Genomic DNA, 19,338 nt, shown 5'->3' on the forward strand with positions numbered 1-19,338 from the left:
TATTTTACACCTAATTATTTTTTGTAAAGTTGTGTTGTTACCTTTAAAAGGAGGTGAAGAATTGATGAATAAGTCCAATACAGCGTTTCAGACAACGAAAGTGATCAATGCGGACTCATCAGTAGTGACAAGTCAGCAAAAATCTTGGAAAGACTACTTAGTTCTAGCGAAGCACGGAATTGTCACATCTAATCTTATTACAACGTTTGCTGGTTTTTATCTAGCTGTTGTTTATACAGGTGGGGGAATAAGCTCGCAACTTACGACGATGATCTTTGCTTTAGTGGGTGCAGCTCTTGTTATGGCTGGAGGCTGTACTCTCAACAATTATATTGATCGAGATATCGATCATATTATGGAGAGGACAAAAGAACGTCCTTCCGTAACTGGACGTTTTTCACCTAATCAAGTGTTAGTACTTGGTTTAGTTCAGTCGGCTCTAGGTCTAGCTTTTTTAGCACTAACGAACGCATCAGCTGTTGTAATAGGTTTGATCGGATTATTTATATACGTCGTTTTATATACAATGTGGACGAAGCGTACAACGACGCTTAATACAATAGTAGGAAGCTTTTCTGGTGCAGTACCTCCTCTTATCGGTTGGGCAGCAGTGGATGGTGGTTTACACATGTATGCATGGTTGTTATTTTTTATTATGTTTTTTTGGCAACCACCACATTTCCTAGCGTTAGCAATGAAAAGAGTAGAAGAGTATCGAGCAGCAGGCATACCGATGTTACCTGTTGTTGCAGGATTTGCTATGACAAAAAGACAAATCGTTCTCTATGTTGCAGCTTTATTGCCAGTATCGCTCATGCTCTATCCATTTGGGCTTGTCTACACGATTGTTGCCTCCATTCTTGGCCTCGGTTGGCTTGCAATAGGGCTAGCTGGCTTCAAGATGAAGGATGATATAAAATGGGCGAAGTACATGTTTGTCTACTCGCTCAATTATTTAACAATATTGTTTGTTCTTATGGTTGTTGTTCATATTTAATGATGTGAATAATAACTGAAGATATAATCATTAATACGAATGTTCGTATGAAAGCGAGGTTGAATTGTCTGATGAATCTTTGGAAAGCATCTTGGCGTTTCCTGTCTCTGTCATTGCTCGTTTTTTTCCTTTCGGGCTGTTTAGGAGAGACGAACTTAACTGCCTTGATCCAAAGGGTCCGCAATCAGAGTGGCTATTTGATAACATGCTACTTTCATTGTACGTAATGGCATTAGTCACGATTGTTGTATTTGCAATTTATTTTATTATTCTTGCAAAATTTCGTCGTAAACCTGGTGATGACGAAATACCAAAGCAAGTTCACGGGAATACAGCACTTGAAATTACATGGACTGTTATTCCGATTATCTTGCTGACGATTTTAGCTGTTCCAACTATTACAGGGACATTTATGTTAGCTGATATGGAGCCGGATCCAGAAGTGGGAGAAGATACAGTTTACGTTAAAGTAACTGGACACCAATTCTGGTGGCAATTTGATTACGAGGATGAAGGATTTACAGCTGGTAACGATGTGTACATACCTGTTGGAGAAAAGGTTATTTTTGAACTGCACGCTCAAGATGTAATACATTCATTTTGGGTACCAGCATTAGGTGGTAAGGTCGATACGATTCCAGGGATTACAAACCACTTATGGTTAGAGGCTACAGAGCCTGGTATTTACAAAGGAAAGTGTGCTGAGCTTTGCGGAGCATCACATGCATTAATGGATTTTAAAGTTATCGCACTTGAGCGTGATGATTATGATGCATGGGTAGAAGGAATGCAAGCAGATCAAGTTGAACCAACTGATACGTTAGCTCAACAAGGTCGTGAAGTATTTGAAGCACAATCATGTATTGGCTGTCATGCTGTTGGTGGAATGGGAACAGCTGCAGGTCCTGCTCTCACTGATTTTGCTAACCGTCAAACAATCGGAAACTACTTAGAGAATAATGATGAGAATTTAGAAGCTTGGATTCGTGATGCTGAAGCACTCAAACAAGGAGCTGTTATGCCAGCATACCCGGAAACTAAGCTTAGTGATGAAGATATGGAAGCTCTCATTGCTTATTTACGTTCTCTATCAATTGACTAGAATAAAAAGGAGGTTAACCCTTTGGCTACACATAAAAAGGAAAAAAGCGTCATTTGGGATTGGCTAACAACAGTAGACCATAAAAAACTAGGCATTATGTATTTAATTGCTGGGACGCTTTTCTTTGTAAAAGCTGGAATTATGGCGTTATTTATGAGAATCCAGCTCATGTATCCGCAAATGGATTTTTTAAGTGGTCAAACATTTAATGAATTTATTACGATGCACGGGACAATTATGTTGTTTCTAGCAGCGACGCCATTATTATTTGCATTTATGAACTTTGTCATCCCATTACAAATTGGGGCACGAGATGTTGCCTTTCCGTTTGTTAACGCTTTAGGTTTTTGGATATTTCTTTCAGGTGGTTTATTACTTAGTATGAGTTGGTTCTTTGGTGGAGGGCCAGATGCTGGTTGGACAGCTTACGTACCTCTATCAAGTCGTGATTACGCAGGAGTAGGACTTGACTTTTATGTGTTAGGCTTACAAGTTTCTGGTATTGGTACGCTAGTTTCTGCGATTAACTTTTTAGTTACGATTATTAACATGCGTGCTCCTGGTATGACAATGATGCGCTTACCACTATTTGTGTGGACTTCATTTGTTACATCAACGTTGATTTTATTCGCGTTCACACCACTAGCTGCAGGACTTGCACTACTAATGCTTGATCGTCTGTTTGATGGGCAGTTTTTTATAGCGAATATGGGTGGTAATGCTGTATTATGGCAACATATTTTTTGGATTTTCGGTCATCCGGAAGTGTACATTCTTGTGTTACCGGCATTTGGAATTATTTCCGAGGTAATACCGGCCTTTGCTAGAAAACGTTTATTCGGTTACACGGCAATGGTATTTGCGACAATGATTATTGCGTTTTTAGGGTTCATGGTATGGGCTCACCACATGTTTACAGTCGGAATGGGTCCTGTTGCAAACTCAATTTTTGCGATTACAACTATGACAATTGCTGTCCCTACCGGAATTAAGATTTTTAACTGGCTCTTTACGATGTGGGGTGGAAAGATTACATTTAACACTGCGATGATGTTTGCTTCTTCGTTCGTGCCGACATTCGTATTAGGTGGGGTAACAGGGGTTATGCTAGCGATGGCACCAGTTGATCACCTTTACCATGATACGTACTTTGTTGTTGCACACTTCCATTATATTATCGTTGGAGGTATTGTCCTTTCGTTATTTGCTGGATTATTCTATTGGTATCCAAAAATGTTTGGGCATAAGTTAAATGAAACATTAGGTAAATTGTTTTTCTGGGTTTTCTATATTGGTTTCCATTTAACTTTCTTTGTTCAACATTTATTAGGATTAATGGGTATGCCACGTCGTGTATACACATACTTAGAAGGACAAGGATTAGAACCATTTAATTTAATTAGTACAATAGGAACGTTCTTCATGTCAGCAGGTGTTATTATATTAGTTATTAATATCATTTACTCTGCAGTCAAGGGTGAGCGTGTAACTGAAGCCGATCCATGGGATGCTCGTACGTTAGAATGGAGTACACCAACACCGGTTCCAGAGTATAACTTTGCTCAAACTCCACAAGTACGTTCATTGGATCCTTTATTTTATGAGAAAATTCATGGAGATGGAAAGATGAAACCTGCAGAGCCAGTTGGAGACATTCATATGCCGAATGGATCAATTCTTCCGTTAATTATTTCTGTAGGATTATTTATTGCTGGTTTTGGTTTTATTATGATGAATATGGAGAATCCAATTATTTCTCCATTAGTTGTTGCAGTAGGTGGTTTAGCAATTACGTTTGGAGCGATGTTTGTTCGTTCGATTAAAGAAGATCATGGTTATTATATCCCTGCTTCAAAAGTGAAAGCAGATCTTAAAGAGAAGGGAGGAAACTAGGAAATGGCGGGTACAGTTGATACTTCAAAAGGGCTTCCCTCTCATCCTGAGAGAGCGACGCTTGAAGGGAAAAACAAGTTTCTCGGTTTCTGGTTCTTCCTAGGTGGGGAAACAATTTTATTTGCAACGTTCTTTGGTACGTACCTTGCCCTGAGAAATGGAGTTGCAGATGGCCCTTCATCACAAGATATGTTCCATTTACCACTCGTTTTCATAATGACAATGATCTTATTAACGAGTAGTTTAACAAGTGTTCTGGCGATGTTTGCGATGAAGAAGAATCAGTTCACAAAGTTTAAAGTATGGATGTGGATTACGGTTCTTTTAGGACTTGCTTTTATATCGTTTGAAATTTATGAGTCTACGAATATGTACATCAAGGCTTTGGATATTCAACAAGTGCCTTTTCCTCTTCATTTTATACGCTTGTAGGATTGCACGGTGCTCACGTAGCGTTCGGTTTATCTTGGATTATTGTTTTATTAATACGTTACAATAAATCTGGAATTACGTTGACAAATGCTCCTAAATTTTATGTAGCAAGCTTATATTGGCACTTTATTGACGTAGTGTGGGTATTTATCTTCACTGTCGTCTATCTCATGGGAGTAGGAGGAGGTCATTAATATGGCAGATCATTTAAGTCAGCCTTTTGAGAAGAGTGCAATGACGAATGAAGAAAAAAGACAAATTCAAAAAGAAAATTAAAAAAGCAAATCGTTGTCTTTGTTTTAATGATTTTCTTAACGCTTTTGTCATTTTTAGCGGTAGGTGCAGACTTAATACCACGTTCATTTGCTATTCCATTTATTCTTATTCTTGCAGTCATTCAGTTTGCTCTGCAACTGATATTCTTTATGCATCTTAAGGATAAGGATCACGGTTGGGCAACTGCGTTTATGATCTCAGGTATTTTTGTAACTGTACCGACAATTGCAGCTTTAATGCTATTAATCGGTGTTGTGAAATATTAAGTAGAGAAGAGTGGTCCTTGGATCACTCCATATCGTATACAAAACGCCTTTGAGAAGTTAATTCTCAAAGGCGTTTTTACGTTATTTCGTCTATTTACTGTTGTATATTAGGAGGTGTGTTTCTCCAGTGACAGGCTTCATCTATGTGACGTAGAACCAGCTTTTGATGGTTGATACTAGATGAGGGAACGCTAACGTATTTGGAGTAAAAAGGTGAGATTATAGCTTTTCATTCGTTCATGACATTGTAAATGATTTATTGTTTCTCCTCTATTAAGATTGTGTATAATAATGAGGATATAATTAGATTGAAGAGGAGATGGAATAATGGATCAATCAAATCATACGTTCAAAAAACGTAACTATAAACCTGCTATTATCATTATAACAATCATAATAAATGGTTTAGTTGCCTTGTTAGCCGGCTTACCTGGAGTGGAAAATTTTGATACATTTGATGTGACGATTTTACCGATGTTAAATGCTATTTTTAACAGTTTTACGTTTGTCTTTTTATTGATTGCATTTGTTGCTATAATACGTAAAAATGTAACATGGCATCGTCGTTTTATTTATGCTGCGTTTATCACAACGTCTCTTTTCCTTATTACATATGTTGCTCATCATTTTTTATCCCAATCAACGCCATATGGGGGCGAAGGCTTCATGGCGGGGTTTTACTATTTTATTTTGATTACACATATCGTACTTGCTGCTGTTATCGTTCCACTTGCGTTAACTTCAGTAGCTAGAGCGTGGAACATGGAAAATGAACGACATCGTAAAATTGCTAGATGGACAATGCCGTTGTGGTTATACGTCAGCTTAACCGGTGTGTTAGTGTATATTATGATTTCTCCTTACTATTGATTTCTCCTTACTATTGATTTCGAATAGTTACATTGAGTTCAAAAGCTACTCGCTTTTGAACTCTTTTTTTGAAATAGAATCAAGGTAACGGCCCTTCGTGACATATAATTTATATTGTGTCCGACTATTTTTATAGTAAACTTTTCAAAAATTTAGTAAAATATAAGTGATATAAAAATAGTCATGTAAATGATCAGTAATTATTAGGGTTTGTTTGGATTATGGCTATGCTATTATGAAAGTGCTTACAAATGGCTCCAAGTTGAAAGATGAAATGTGGATTGAACATTGAGAGGAGTGTAATATATGAAAACTGAATTAACTCACATTTATCCAGAAAGAGGTATAGTTAGCGTTCGGCCAGCTGAGCGTTGGGAAGAAGCATTAATTTCGGGAAACGGTGAAATGGGAGCCCTTGTTTTGGGTCAGCCTTTAGAAGAAACGATGATTTTGAATCATGAGAAATTGTACGAGCCGTTTCATGAGGAAATTGTACATAATCAAAATGTAGCACCGTTTTTACCTGAAATAAGGATGCTGATGAAGGAAGGGAAGTTCCGTGATGCAGCAGCTTTATTTTCAGAAAAATCTGGTCATCCCCTTTTATTCACAGATGCTTATCACCCCGCGTATGCATTAAAGCTCCGCATAAAGGAGGATGGGCATGTTGAACATTATAGTCGTTCTCTAAATTTCGAAACGGGAGAAGTGACGGTTCGTTGGAAAGATAACCGCGGTGCTTTTGAACGTAAGCAGTTTGTATCTCGATCAGATGGCGTTTTCGTGGTGACTTTATCTTGTACTGATCAGTTGATTGATTTGGACCTTTCAATTGATGATTACGTAAGAGATGAGAGTGTAAGAGAAAAACATTTGACAATAGAAGATTCATTCTTAACCTTTGCTTGTGCATATAGCAAGACAAAAAAGGGCTATGCAGGGTCAACGGTAATTTTAACACCTAAAGGTGGCAATATACAACGAAGTGATCATGGTTATAAAATAATTGGAGCTAAAGAAGTTGTTCTTCTAACGAAAATTGAGCCGATTGCTCATTATGATCAGCAGACTCCAGCAACTTTAGTTTCTATTAGAAAAACTCTGCAATCTCTCCTGGAAAATACGTATGATGATCTTTTAACAAATCATATACGAATTCATGGAGAATGGTTTAATCGAATGAGCTTTACGATTTGTGAAAAGGAGGAAGTAAAAAAGCCAACTGAAACATTATTACAACATGAGCAAACGTTAAATAAAGCTTTACTACAGCAGATGTTTGATATGGGGAGATATATTTTTATTTCAGCATCGGGGAGCTATCCACCTAATTTAGTTGGACTTTGGAGTGGGGAATGGCGACCTGCTTGGAACGGGGATTTCACAACTGATGCCAATGTGAACTTAGCGGTTTCTGCTGGTGGTATTGGAAATATGCCAGAGGCTCTAGAAGGTTACTTTCACTTAATTGAAAAAATTGTTCCAGATTGGCGTGTCAATGCTAAAACTCTGTTCGGGTGTCGTGGTATTTTAGCGGGCTCCAAAACAGATGGCAATCATAATATCCACACACATTTTGATACGGATTGGCCTTTAGCTTTTTGGACTGGCGGTGCACAGTGCTAGTAATGCCATTTTACGAATGGTACCAAATTAGCGGAGACGATGAGTTTTTTATCAATCGTGTCTTACCGATTATGAAAGAAATCTCCCTGTTTTATGAGGATTTTCTAACAGAATACAATGATGATGGTACCTTTATGTTTATTCCTTCTTATTCACCGGAAAATACACCAAAAATTTCATCCGAACTGCAAAATAAAGGATGGCAACCTAGTCAGGCTAGTATTAACGCAACGATGGATGTTGCAGCCGCTAAAGAACTATATACGACATTAATTGCTACGTGTCAGGAGTTAGGAATTGAGCAAGAGAATATTCCAAAATGGACAGAGATGTTATCAAAAATGCCCGACTATTTGATTAATGAGGAAGGAGCTTTAAAAGAATGGATTCATCCAAACTTAGATGATGAATACAATCATCGTCACATATCCCATTTATATCCAGTGTGGCCTGGGCATGAAGTGAATCCAGAAGAAACACCAGAATGGTTTGAAGCTTCAAAAGTAGCGTTAGAAATGCGAGGACGAGAAAATTACTCTGCTCATGGTGTAGTTCACTGTGCACTTGTTGCAGCTAGACAGAAAAACGCGGAACGAGTCGTAGATAATTTGAAGTTATTATTACAAGATGGCAATTATGTTCATTCAAGTCTTGTGACGTCACATAACCCAAATCGAGATATCTATAATGTTGATGCAAATTGTAGTTTACCTACGTTAGTTATTGAGATGCTAGCATACACTACACCGGGTTTAATTGAGCTGTTGCCAGCATTACCGAGTGAAATTTCTAAAGGTCAAATAACGGGTATTAGGCGAGGGGCCAAATTATAATCGATGAACTTCAATGGGATTTAAAATCAAGAACAATGAATGTTTCTTTAACATCAATTAAAGATCAAACAACTATTATCCGTTACAGAAAAGGAATGACTAAAGCAACTGTGTCCGGAAAAGAGAGCTTGCCTGTTCAAAAAGAAACTGATTTTATGATTCGTTTAGAAAAAGATTGTACCATTCAATTAGAAATTTTATTAACAGACTAAAGAGGAGTTGATCGTTATGTTTACAAAAATGCCATATGGTGGCGATTATAACCCTGAACAGTGGGATAAGAAAACGTGGGAAGAAGATATGAGAATGTTTAAGAAGGCAAATATTACTTCGTCCGTGTTCATATATTTTCCTGGGCACTAAGTCAACCTGATGAAGTGACTTATCAGTTTGAATGGCTAGATGAAGTGATTAATTTCTTACATGAAAACAATATTAAAGTTGGAATTGGTACTGGAACAGCAGCCCACCCAGCTTGGTTAGCGAAAAAATACCCTGATGTTCTACGAGTCGAATTTAATGGGATGAAACGAAAATTTGGAGGTAGGCATAATTCATGTCCTAATAGTCCATCCTATCGTAAATTCGCTAAGCGTTTAGTTGAGAAGTTAGTGGAACGTTATATTGATCATCCTGCAGTTTCGTTATGGAACATTTCTAATGAATTCGGTGGAGCCTGCTATTGTGAGAACTGTGAAAAGTCATTCCGAGTTTGGTTGAAGAAACGATATGGAACATTAGAAGAAGTGAATCGCGTTTGGAATACAAGGTTCTGGGGACATACATTTTATGACTGGGACGAAATTGTGGCTCCCAATTTATTAAGTGAACATTTTGCTGAAAATCGTACAATGTTCCAGGGCATATCTCTTGATTACGCTCGTTTTAATTCTGATAGTATGCTAGAGTGTTATAAAATGGAATATGATGTCATTAAACAGGAAAATCCAAATACGATTGTTACAACAAACTTAATGGGGGCATTTAAACAATTAGATTATTTTAAATGGGCAAAGCATATGGATATTGTTGCATGGGATAACTATCCAGCTTTTGATACTCCGTATAGCTATACAGCAATGATGCATGATTTGATGAGAGGTATTAAAGATCAACAGCCATTTATGCTCATGGAACAAACTCCGAGTCAACAAAATTGGCAACCTTATAATTCCTTAAAGCGTCCCGGCGTATTAAAATTATGGAGTTATCAAGCAGTCGCTCATGGTGCTGATTCCGTATTATATTTCCAGATGAGACGTTCAAGAGGAGCGTGTGAAAAGTTTCATGGGGCAGTAATTGAACATGTTGGTCATGAAAATACACGAGTATTTAAGGAAGTGGCTGAAATAGGTAAAGAATTAGTCGATTTATCTGATACGTTCGTTGGTTCAAGGTTGCCTTCAAAAGTCGCGATCGTATTTGATTGGGATAACTGGTGGGCTATTGAATATTCAAGTGGTCCACATGCAGATTTAAAGTATGTCGAACAAGTTCATAAATATTATGAAGCCTTGTTTAAACATAATATACAAGTGGACCTTATTAGTACAGAGTCAAATTTAGATCAATACGATATCGTGATTGCTCCGGTTCTATATATGGTAAAGGACGGATATGCTAAAAAGCTAGAACGCTTTGTTGAAGCAGGAGGAACGTTTTTGACGACGTTCTTTAGTGGAATAGTTGATGAAAATGACCTTGTCACGTTGGGTGGCTATCCTGGAGAGCTTAGATCATTACTCGGGATATGGTCGGAAGAAATTGATTCATTAGCTCTTGAGCATAAAAATCAAATCGTCATGAAATCAGAACTAGGTTTGTTACAAGGAAAATATGACTGTAACATGTTATTTGATTTAGTTCATTCTGAGGGTGCGAAAGTACTTGCTGAATATGGTAATGATTTTTATAAAGGCAGACCTGCGTTAACGGTTAATTCGTTTGGTAAAGGTCATGCATGGTACGTTGCAACGAATCCAGAACAGTCGTTTCTTGATCATTTACTACTCTTTATTTGTAAAGAGCAAAAGGTAGAACCTGTTTTAGAAACGCCTAATGGTGTAGAAGTGACTAAAAGAGTAAAGGATTCAAATGAGTACTTATTTATCTTAAACCATACGAATACGAATCAAACGGTTAACTTGGATAAGAAGGTAGAAGATTTATTAACGGGGCAAATATATCAAAATGATATCTCTGTAGATCAATATGGCTCATTATTACTAAAAGTGAGTGAGTAATATAAAAACTGTTTCAAAGGATTTTTCTTTGGAACAGTTTTTTCTATTGCTTAGAAGCTCTGTGAGTAGTCGTATACAGTTTAAATTGTCATGTGTTAAGATAGTCTTTCATGGAGTAATAATGTGCAAATCGAAAAAAATTGGCCTTATCAATAATACCTATTATAAACAAGCATCTAAAATAAATAGATGAATTCACTTTTAATTATTACGGTTTTTCTGTTAAAGTTAGTAACGTATAATCATTTAATAACTAAAAACAATAAAATCTTGTAAGCGCTTCCCGCTGTAGCCGAAGTGTAGGAAACTGGAGATAATAAAAATGGTAAGAGCTCTTAAGAGTAAAATGAACGATATTACTTTAAGAAAGAAATTGGTCATTTCATTTATAGTTGTCGTTTTTATACCTTTATTAATAGTCGGTTTATTTTTAACTTATGAATTAAGAAAGATGGCATTAGCGAATGTTGTGGAACAAGCTTCTTCTGATATGGATCGTATTCAAACTCGGATATCAGAAACATTATTGCCAGCAGTGTATATTTCCAATCATGCGTTAGTTGATGAAGGTTTAAAAAACATTGTCAATCGAGAGTATAAGACAACGTATGAAGTAGTTGAAGCATATAAAAGTTATACTGTTTTTGAACATAATATCCGCTTTTATAATGAGATTAGTAACATTCGTTTATATACGAATAATGATACTATGCTTAACAATTGGCGTTTTATACCACTTGATAAGGAATTACTTCAACAGGATTGGTTTCAACGTTCTGTTGAAGCAAAAGGAATGATGTTTTGGGAATACACAGAAAGTCATATTGGAAGACCGAATAGCACATTAAGTGTTACGAGATATCTTAAGTTTCAAGATGACTTATTCGGAGTTTTAGTAATTGATATAAGTACTGAGTATCTTAACTGGATATTATCACAAGAAATGCTACCAACTATGATTGTTGATAGTGAAAATAATATTGTTGCCTCAAACCAGTTTGAATTAATAGGAGGTAATTTAAACGAAAGTACTACTTCTGAGATGTTGTTACGTGGAGAAACGGGGATATTTCAAGATAGTGTCTTTGATGAATACTCGCAAATCATGGTTCAACCCATTCCGCTTGATTACAGCCTAAATCATTTAAGAATCGTATCGGTGTTACCGAATACAGACATTGTTGCTGATGCAAATCGATTAAGTAAATTAGGGTTTATCGTAACGATGATTAGTATTATAATCGCGTTCATTCTAATTTATATTTTCTCTCATTTAATTTCAAAGCGAATGTTAACGTTGAGCAACCACATTAAAAAAGTAGCTAAAGGTGATTTATCTACTGATTATCAAATTGCAGGAAATGATGAGATAGGCAAACTTTCAACACAATTTAATAAAATGACGGTAAGTATCCATCAATTGTTAAAAGAAGTGGAACAAAAAAATGAAGAAAAACGTGTATTAGAGAAACGTCAAGGCGAAATTAAATTTAAAATGCTTGCAAGTCAAATAAATCCTCATTTTTTGTTTAATACGTTAGAAACAATTCGAATGAAAGCTCATATGCGAGGTAATAAAGAAATCTCTCAAATAGTGAAACTTTTAGGGAAATTATTACGGACAAGTATTGAAATTGATAGTAAATTTGTAACTATAAGACAAGAAATGGATATGGTTAAGGCATATTTAGATATCCAAAGCTTTCGATTTGAGGAAAGGCTTGAATACGAAATGAATATAGAAGAGCAAATACAGGATGTTCTCATTCCACCATTAATTATTCAGCCTTTAGTTGAAAATGCTGTCATTCATGGATTAGAAAGTCATGCAGTTGGTGGGAAAGTAACGATTGAAGCCATAGAAATAGAAGACGCAATTAAAATTAACGTGATAGATAATGGTGTAGGTATAACAGATGAAAAAAGGCAGCAAATCATCCAATCTTTTACATCACATAATGAACAACAACGTATCGGTTTACGTAATGTTCATGAAAGAATTATTTTTGGTTTTCAGCAAAGTAAGGGACTTTCTATTGAAAGTCAGCCTAATAAAGGAACGTGCATATCGTTTATAATTCCAAAGAAATTTGAGGGGGATTTAGATGTATAAAGTGTTGATTGTTGACGATGAGCGAACGGTGAGAGAAGGGTTAAAGCATTTAATAGAGTGGGAACAATATGGATTTCAAGTAGTCGGATTAGCTAAAGATGCGGACGAAGCTTATGAAAAATTTTACGATTTATCTCCGAGTCTAGTCATTTCAGATATTAGAATGTATGGCATGAATGGTTTAGATTTAATTAAAAGGTTGCGTGAAAAAGATAAAAACTTTCAATGTATTATTCTTAGTGGTTATGCTGATTTTGATTATGCAAAGCGAGCTATTCAAAATAATGTAGCTGGTTACTTGCTAAAACCGATCTATGAGGAAGAATTAATTGAATATCTAGAAAAGGTTAAAAAAGAGCTTTCTAAACAAGAAGCCGTGTTGCAGTTTGCTGAAAGTGAAGAATCGAGAAAGAAAGAACAATTAATTCTTTCCTTATTTGAGCGTAAAGCATCAGTAAGTAAACAGGAAATGATAACATATCAGTTAAATTGGGAGCGTTATCAAGTTCTACTTATGAAGATAGAAAATTCTATTGAATACAAAATTAATTTTCGTCACCTGAAAAATGAGCTGAAATATTTAATAGATGAACATTCTGCCTTATTTATAAGTGAGCCGTATATTGGCCTGTTATTAAATGCAAGTACGTATCGTATGAAGGAGATCAACAAGCTATTTCATGACTTAAAGACTACACTAGAACCTTATACGGAAATGGTAACAGTTAGCTTAGGTGAAAGTGTATCGAATTTAGAGGATGTTTACCAATCATATAGAGATGCGTTTCAATTAATCCAAAGAAAGTTTTTCTTTCCTAAGGGACAACTTTTAATAGACAGTTTAGAAACGGAATGTAAAGGAAACAGTACGCCTATTGATGTTTCGGAAATCATTGATCAACTTTATTTTGCATTGGACATTGGAATTCAAGATAGTATGAAAGAAACAGTGAGTGATTTATTTGAATGGGCAATAGAAGATCGTTCAGAACGAACCATGAAAAAGAATATTGTATATGTTTTATCGACTGTATTTAACAAGTTACAAAAAGCGAAAGAAGACAAGGAAGAATATTTTATTTCAATGTTAGAAAAAGTTCTTGAAATTTATCAGCAACCTTCTTATGAAGAACTAACAAAAATGGTTAAACAGTTACTTGAAGATGTGTTAAATGAGCTTGAATATACTGATAGTGACCACCAACTCAAAAAATTACTTTTGTTGATTGAAAATAAATACAATGAAAATTTAAAATTAGAGCAGCTAGCTAAATTATTCAATTACAATAGTGCCTATTTGGGTAAGTTGTTTAAAAGTTATACAGGGGAATATTTTAATACGTATTTAGATAAAGTGCGAATAAAAAATGCAAAAAAATTACTTTTAAAAGGACAAAAGGTCTACCGAGTAGCGGAAATAGTCGGTTACAATAACGTTGATTATTTTCATAGCAAATTTAAAAAATATGAAGGTGTTTCTCCTTCAGTATATAAACGGAATATGTTACAGGAACCTTAATAACGAATTAAGTTAGCCTGTTGTTACTATTGAAGAAATAAAAGGATCACTTTTTCTCTTTAAGTATACATTTGGAAATGTTAACTAAAACTAAGCTTAATTCCAATACAAAGGAGAAGAGTGATCATGTATTTTTATAAAGAAGACCTTATCAATATGATCGTTGTAGATAAACCAGACCCACATGCCGCGAGAGTCCTTCAGGAAACGTTAGGTGGACAATTCGGTGAAATGCGGACAATGATGCAGTTTTCTTTTCAAAGTGCGAATTTTAGAGGGAAGGACAAGAAATATCGTGACTTAATAAGAGGTATTTTCTTAGAAGAACTTAGTCACGTCGAACTCGTTCAGTCTACTATCAATCAACTTTTGAACGAATCTGGCGGTGAGCTGCCCGGTAATCAAGCTAATGATAGTGCTCCATTAGATGATATGATAGACGACGGAGCAAATCCTCATCATTACATCATGGGCTAAAGCCTCCCTTCCTGTAGACGCTGCGGGCAATCCATGGAATGGGTCATGGGTATATGATCATGGGAATTTAGCAGCTAATTTACTTAATAACGTTACCTTAGAATCAACAGGTGTCCTGCAAAAATCAAGAATATATGAAATGAGTAATAATAAAACCCTTAGAGAAACGATTGCCTTTTTAATGGTTAGAGATAATGCACATCAAAATGCATTTGCCAAAGCTTTAGAGACTTTAGGTGTTAACTGGGGAAAATTATTTCCAATACCTAATTATGATTTGAATAAATACCCAGAATGTCGAAAATATGTCGATATGGGCTTCCATAATGCACAGTTTAATTTCAGATTAGATAATACGTTAATAGCTGATATTTTCTCAGGAACTACTCCAAGTAGAAATGGTGGAGAGTTATCTGTAACAGAACCACCTAAAGGATACCCGGTACCCGAAATGCCAGAATTACCAAATGAACATGCACCTGGATTAAATGATCTAAATAATTAGGAGTTTATTTTATGAAATGTACGAAAAGCTTGATGCTGCAAGTGATGCATTAAGCTTTTTTATGTATAACAATATTTCCTTTAATTATGATTTATTATGACAGCGTTCTCACATGTTTAAAAATGAATAAGGATTAAAGCAAAATGGATCAGATCACTAAAAATCATAGGAAAATCTCTAATTTGTATTGTGTAAACGCTTTAAGTGGCTATAATCCAGATGTGTAAGCGTATACATTTATAAATTTCTGCATGAATTTAGTTAAAATCATTGTGGTATTTATGTAAGACTAATTTCGTTATGATTAATTTGTAAAGAGGAGGGGGATATCGTGGATGCGAAGCCAGAGAAAGCGCCTTCAAAACCTGAGGTTATTGAAGTAAAGAAAAAGAGTTTTTGGAAAACGATGAAAAATCAAAAAATCCTATATTTAATGTCAATCCCAGTTGTTATTTGGGTATTTATTTTCAATTATCTCCCTGTGTGGGGATGGACAATGGCCTTCCAAAATTACCGTCCTGGAAGGGCTATTACAGAACAAGAATGGGTAGGCTTTGAGCACTTTATTCAATTATTTCAAGATGACCACTTTTATTTAGTACTAAGAAACACACTTGCGATGAGTGTGATGTTATTAATAGCTGGTTTTGTAATACCAATTTTATTTGCGGTTTTACTAAATGAATTAAAGGATTCAATATTCAAGAGGTCTGTTCAAACGGTTTCATATTTACCGCATTTTGTATCGTGGGTTGTTGTTGCAGGTATTGTAACGAAGATGCTTTCGACAGATGGTGGAATTATAAATGAAATCCTTGTTGGGTTAAATTTAATTGATCGACCGATACAGTTTATGGCGCAAGGCGAGTTGTTTTGGGGAATCGTGACTTTGGCAGATGTTTGGAAAGAAATGGGATGGAATTCGATTATCTTCTTAGCTGCTATGGCAGGGATTGATCCACAATTATATGAAGCTGCTAGAGTAGATGGAGCCGGCAGATGGCGGAGAATTTGGCATATAACGATACCTGGAATAAGACCGACGATCATGGTTATTCTAATCCTTTCTATTGGAAGTATGATTAGTATTGGTTTTGAAAGACAGCTCCTTTTAGGAAACTCACTTGTCAGGGAATATTCAGAAGTTCTTGAAATGTATGCGCTTAATTATGGTATCGGAATGGGAAGATATTCGTATGGTACGGCAATTGGAATATTTAATTCATTTGTCAGTATCACGTTACTCTTATTAGCTAATGGGATATTTAAGCGATTAACGAAGACAAGTGTAATGTAGAGGGGGGTTGGAAATGAAAAAAAAGTCTAGTCTATTTGCTACTAGTACATCTGAAAAAATCTTTGACATATCAAACTATATTATTATGTCGATTGTAATAGTCATCATGTTATACCCGTTTTTAAATGTATTAGCAATTTCGTTCAATGAATCGAGTGATACAGTTCGTGGGGGGATTTATGCATGGCCGCGAGCATTTACATTCGATAATTATCAAGTCATTTTGCAATACGATAGCTTAGTTACAGGCTTTATTAACTCAGTATTGCGTACAGTTATTGGTACAGTATTCGGATTATTTATTTGTGCGATGGTTGCATATGTATTAAGTCGACAAGATTTCCAGGCACGACGGTTTGTTTCGACTGTTATTGTTCTTACGATGTTCTTTAGCGGTGGTTTAATCCCAACGTATATGCTTATGCGAGATTTAGGATTAATTAATACATTTGCTGTTTATATCCTTCCGTTACTAGTAAGTGCTTGGAACATCATTATTATTCGGTCGTTTATGGATGGATTACCGTTTGCCTTACAAGAATCGGCGAAAATGGATGGAGCAAATGATTTCACCATATTCATGAGAATTATATTACCTATCTGTAAGCCTGTATTAGCGACCATAGCTTTATTTATTGCCGTTATGCAGTGGAATATGTGGTTTGATACCTATATATATAATAGTGCCAACGCATCATTAACAACATTGCAATATGAGTTAATGAAAATATTACAAAATACGTCAACGAGTGCAGGTATTGATTCTGTAAGGGGAAATCAAGGTGCAGATTTAATCAATCGTGTATCTCCGGAATCGGTAAGAATGGCCATTACGATTGTTACGATCGTACCGATTCTACTCGTCTATCCATTTTTGCAACGTTATTTTGTAAAAGGAATGACACTTGGAGCAGTAAAATAATACGTGTTTATTACAGGTGTACGATAAAAAGTACACCTGATAATAATAATAAAGTAACATACTAAAAAGGGGAGGTTTTGAGAAATGTCTCAAATGTACAGAAAATTATTAGGGGGAATCATTGCTGTCAGTTTACTAGTATTGATTGCAGCGTGTAACAGCAGTGAAGAAGGCACAACTGATAATCAAAGTGATCAAGATACACCTGATGTTGAACTTGATGGAGCCTAGAGCCGATTACATTTTCATTCTTTGCAGCAGATAATAATCCAGACTGGGATGGTATGAATACTGAAGTAGGGCAAGTGATTTTAGAAGAAACTGGTGTTACATTAGAAGGGGATTTTGCATTAGGAGATCCTGCTGAACGAATATCATTAATTGCAGCTAGTGGAGAATATCCTGACTTTGTCCTTCCTAAAGGAGATGGAAATTTATTGGTAGACGCAGGAGCAATGATCGACCTTCGTCCACTAATTGAAGAGCATGGTCCAAATATTAAGGAAGTTTATGGTGATTATTTAGAGCGTATGCAATGGAGTGATGAGGATGATTCCATTTATTTCTTAGGGACAAACCCTGTTGATGAGGAATGGTGGACTCCTGGTAATGGTTTCTGGTTACAGCATGAAGTTGTACGTGAGTTAGGGTATCCTGAAATTCGCACTGTGAAGGATTTTGAGAACGCTATCAGGGAATATTATGAAATGTACCCAGAGATTGACGGACAACCGACAATACCACTATCATTATTAGCGGATGATTGGCGCTTACTCATCTCTGTTACAAACCCTGCTTTCTGGGCAACAGGTGCATCTGATGACGGTGAATGGTATATTGATGAAGAAACACATGAAGCAATGTTACATTATCGTCGTCCAGAAGAGAGAGAATATTTCCGTTGGTTAAACCATATGAATGCTGAAGGATTACTTGACGATGAAGCGTTTGTTCAACAAGAAGATCAATATAAATCAAAAATTGCATCCGGACGTGTACTAGGACTTATTGATGCTGAATGGTCAATATCTGAGCCACAAACAGCGTTACGTGAAGATGGAAAATTTGAAAGAATGTATGGAGTATACCCTGTAACGTTAGATGAGAGCTATGAGCATCGTAATTTCCAAAGCACAGGATATTTACCTTCTTGGGGAATTGGAATTACAGTCGATAATCCAGATCCAGTACGAGCTATTAAGTTCTTAGATTGGATGGCTTCAGAAGAAGCACAAATTTTAAATAACTGGGGAATTGAAGACGTTCACTATCAACTTGATGAAGATGGTAATCGCTATTTAACTCAAGAACAGCGTGAAGAACGGTTAAGTGATAGTAACTTTAATAAACGTACAGGTATTGATATGTATAAAGCATATGGACCACATTATGGCGATGGAGTTTTAGATTCAACAGGACAGCCATTTACAATTAATAGACCTGAAACATTAAGAGACGATTATACAGAAGTAGAGAAAGAAGTTTTAGATGCATACGGTGCGGAAATTTGGGCAGATTTATTCCCAGATGGTGATCAATTCCCTGTTAAGCCGTGGGGAGCAGCGTGGGAAATCAACTATGATTCTGATTCTCCAATAGCATTACCATTCCAACGTGCACAAGATACAATGTTTACTCGTATTCCTGAAGCGATTTTAACTGAACCAGATAATTTTGATAATGTGTATGATCGCTTTATGGATGAATTAGATGCAATTGGTGTTGAAGAGATGGAACAACATTTCACTGACCTAGTACAGAAACGTGTTGAATTATGGAATAACTAATAATGGAAATAAGTGGCGTCTAATAAAGGTGAAATCAATCTTTTAGACGCCACCTTTATTTGTTTAGAACATTCCAATGATTGTACTAGATCAAATTAAAGTGTGGATTAAAATAGTAACCTGTTTTAAGGTTATGATAATATGAAATTAATATATGAATTTTGTTGGAAATCATTCGGT

13 protein-coding genes and 3 pseudogenes are annotated in these 19,338 nt (G+C 35.9%); all 16 read left to right on the forward strand.

What is annotated here, in order from left to right; all coding sequences use genetic code 11:
- Positions 1–64 precede the first annotated feature (64 nt).
- The 16 genes and pseudogenes from cyoE to JCM19034_RS07280 all read left to right on the forward strand — a co-directional run bounded on the left by cyoE (position 65) and on the right by JCM19034_RS07280 (position 19,158).
- On the forward strand, positions 65–997 hold the full coding sequence (cyoE, locus tag JCM19034_RS07215; protein ID WP_082393870.1) for a heme o synthase: 933 nt from the start codon (positions 65–67) through the stop codon (positions 995–997).
- A gap of 64 nt (positions 998–1,061) precedes the next feature.
- Positions 1,062–2,099, forward strand: a complete 1,038-nt coding sequence (gene coxB, locus JCM19034_RS07220; RefSeq protein WP_370621842.1) for a cytochrome c oxidase subunit II — start codon at positions 1,062–1,064, stop codon at positions 2,097–2,099.
- A gap of 21 nt (positions 2,100–2,120) precedes the next feature.
- Positions 2,121–3,992, forward strand: coding sequence for a cytochrome c oxidase subunit I (gene ctaD / locus JCM19034_RS07225; protein WP_062048488.1), 1,872 nt, complete (start codon positions 2,121–2,123; stop codon positions 3,990–3,992).
- A gap of 3 nt (positions 3,993–3,995) precedes the next feature.
- Positions 3,996–4,618 (forward strand): annotated as a pseudogene (locus JCM19034_RS07230) (cytochrome (ubi)quinol oxidase subunit III).
- Positions 4,619–4,726: 108 nt separating this feature from the next.
- Positions 4,727–4,966 carry a cytochrome C oxidase subunit IV family protein gene (locus JCM19034_RS07235; RefSeq protein WP_231686858.1) on the forward strand — a complete coding sequence of 80 codons (240 nt, stop codon included), beginning with the start codon at positions 4,727–4,729 and terminating at the stop codon, positions 4,964–4,966.
- Between the two features lie 327 nt (positions 4,967–5,293).
- The gene (locus tag JCM19034_RS07240; RefSeq protein ID WP_062048490.1) at positions 5,294–5,836 is read left to right on the forward strand and encodes a DUF420 domain-containing protein; all 543 of its coding nucleotides are present in this window, start codon (positions 5,294–5,296) and stop codon (positions 5,834–5,836) included.
- A gap of 306 nt (positions 5,837–6,142) precedes the next feature.
- Complete coding sequence (locus JCM19034_RS22985; RefSeq protein WP_231686859.1) at positions 6,143–7,462, forward strand: glycoside hydrolase N-terminal domain-containing protein; 1,320 nt, start codon at positions 6,143–6,145, stop codon at positions 7,460–7,462.
- Positions 7,456–8,295, forward strand: a complete 840-nt coding sequence (locus JCM19034_RS22990) for a hypothetical protein (RefSeq protein ID WP_231686860.1) — start codon at positions 7,456–7,458, stop codon at positions 8,293–8,295. Before JCM19034_RS22985 ends, JCM19034_RS22990 begins: the two co-directional genes overlap by 7 nt.
- 228 nt (positions 8,296–8,523) lie before the next feature.
- Positions 8,524–10,538 (forward strand): annotated as a pseudogene (locus JCM19034_RS07250) (beta-galactosidase).
- A 322-nt stretch (positions 10,539–10,860) separates the two neighbouring features.
- Entirely contained in the window at positions 10,861–12,651 is a 1,791-nt protein-coding gene (locus JCM19034_RS07255; RefSeq protein WP_062048493.1) for a sensor histidine kinase, read from the forward strand.
- Positions 12,644–14,170 carry a response regulator transcription factor gene (locus JCM19034_RS07260; protein WP_062048495.1) on the forward strand — a complete coding sequence of 509 codons (1,527 nt, stop codon included), beginning with the start codon at positions 12,644–12,646 and terminating at the stop codon, positions 14,168–14,170. The genes JCM19034_RS07255 and JCM19034_RS07260 overlap by 8 nt, the downstream gene beginning before the upstream one ends.
- A gap of 126 nt (positions 14,171–14,296) precedes the next feature.
- Positions 14,297–15,152 (forward strand): annotated as a pseudogene (locus JCM19034_RS07265) (manganese catalase family protein).
- Positions 15,153–15,525: 373 nt separating this feature from the next.
- A complete protein-coding gene (locus JCM19034_RS07270) occupies positions 15,526–16,449 on the forward strand; it encodes an ABC transporter permease (protein WP_370621852.1) in 924 nt (307 codons plus the stop codon).
- Positions 16,450–16,462: 13 nt separating this feature from the next.
- Positions 16,463–17,371 (forward strand): carbohydrate ABC transporter permease, encoded by a 909-nt coding sequence (locus JCM19034_RS07275; RefSeq protein ID WP_062048500.1) that lies wholly within the window; start codon positions 16,463–16,465, stop codon positions 17,369–17,371.
- An 84-nt stretch (positions 17,372–17,455) separates the two neighbouring features.
- Positions 17,456–17,602: a hypothetical protein gene (locus tag JCM19034_RS22995; protein ID WP_231686861.1), complete on the forward strand. Its 147-nt coding sequence runs from the start codon at positions 17,456–17,458 to the stop codon at positions 17,600–17,602.
- 53 nt (positions 17,603–17,655) lie between these two features.
- The gene (locus JCM19034_RS07280; protein WP_231686862.1) at positions 17,656–19,158 is read left to right on the forward strand and encodes an ABC transporter substrate-binding protein; all 1,503 of its coding nucleotides are present in this window, start codon (positions 17,656–17,658) and stop codon (positions 19,156–19,158) included.
- The last annotated feature ends 180 nt before the right edge of the window (positions 19,159–19,338 follow it).

This window comes from Bacillus sp. JCM 19034, from assembly GCF_001310635.1.
In the GTDB taxonomy this organism is placed as follows: Bacteria; Bacillota; Bacilli; order Bacillales; family Bacillaceae_D; genus Halalkalibacter.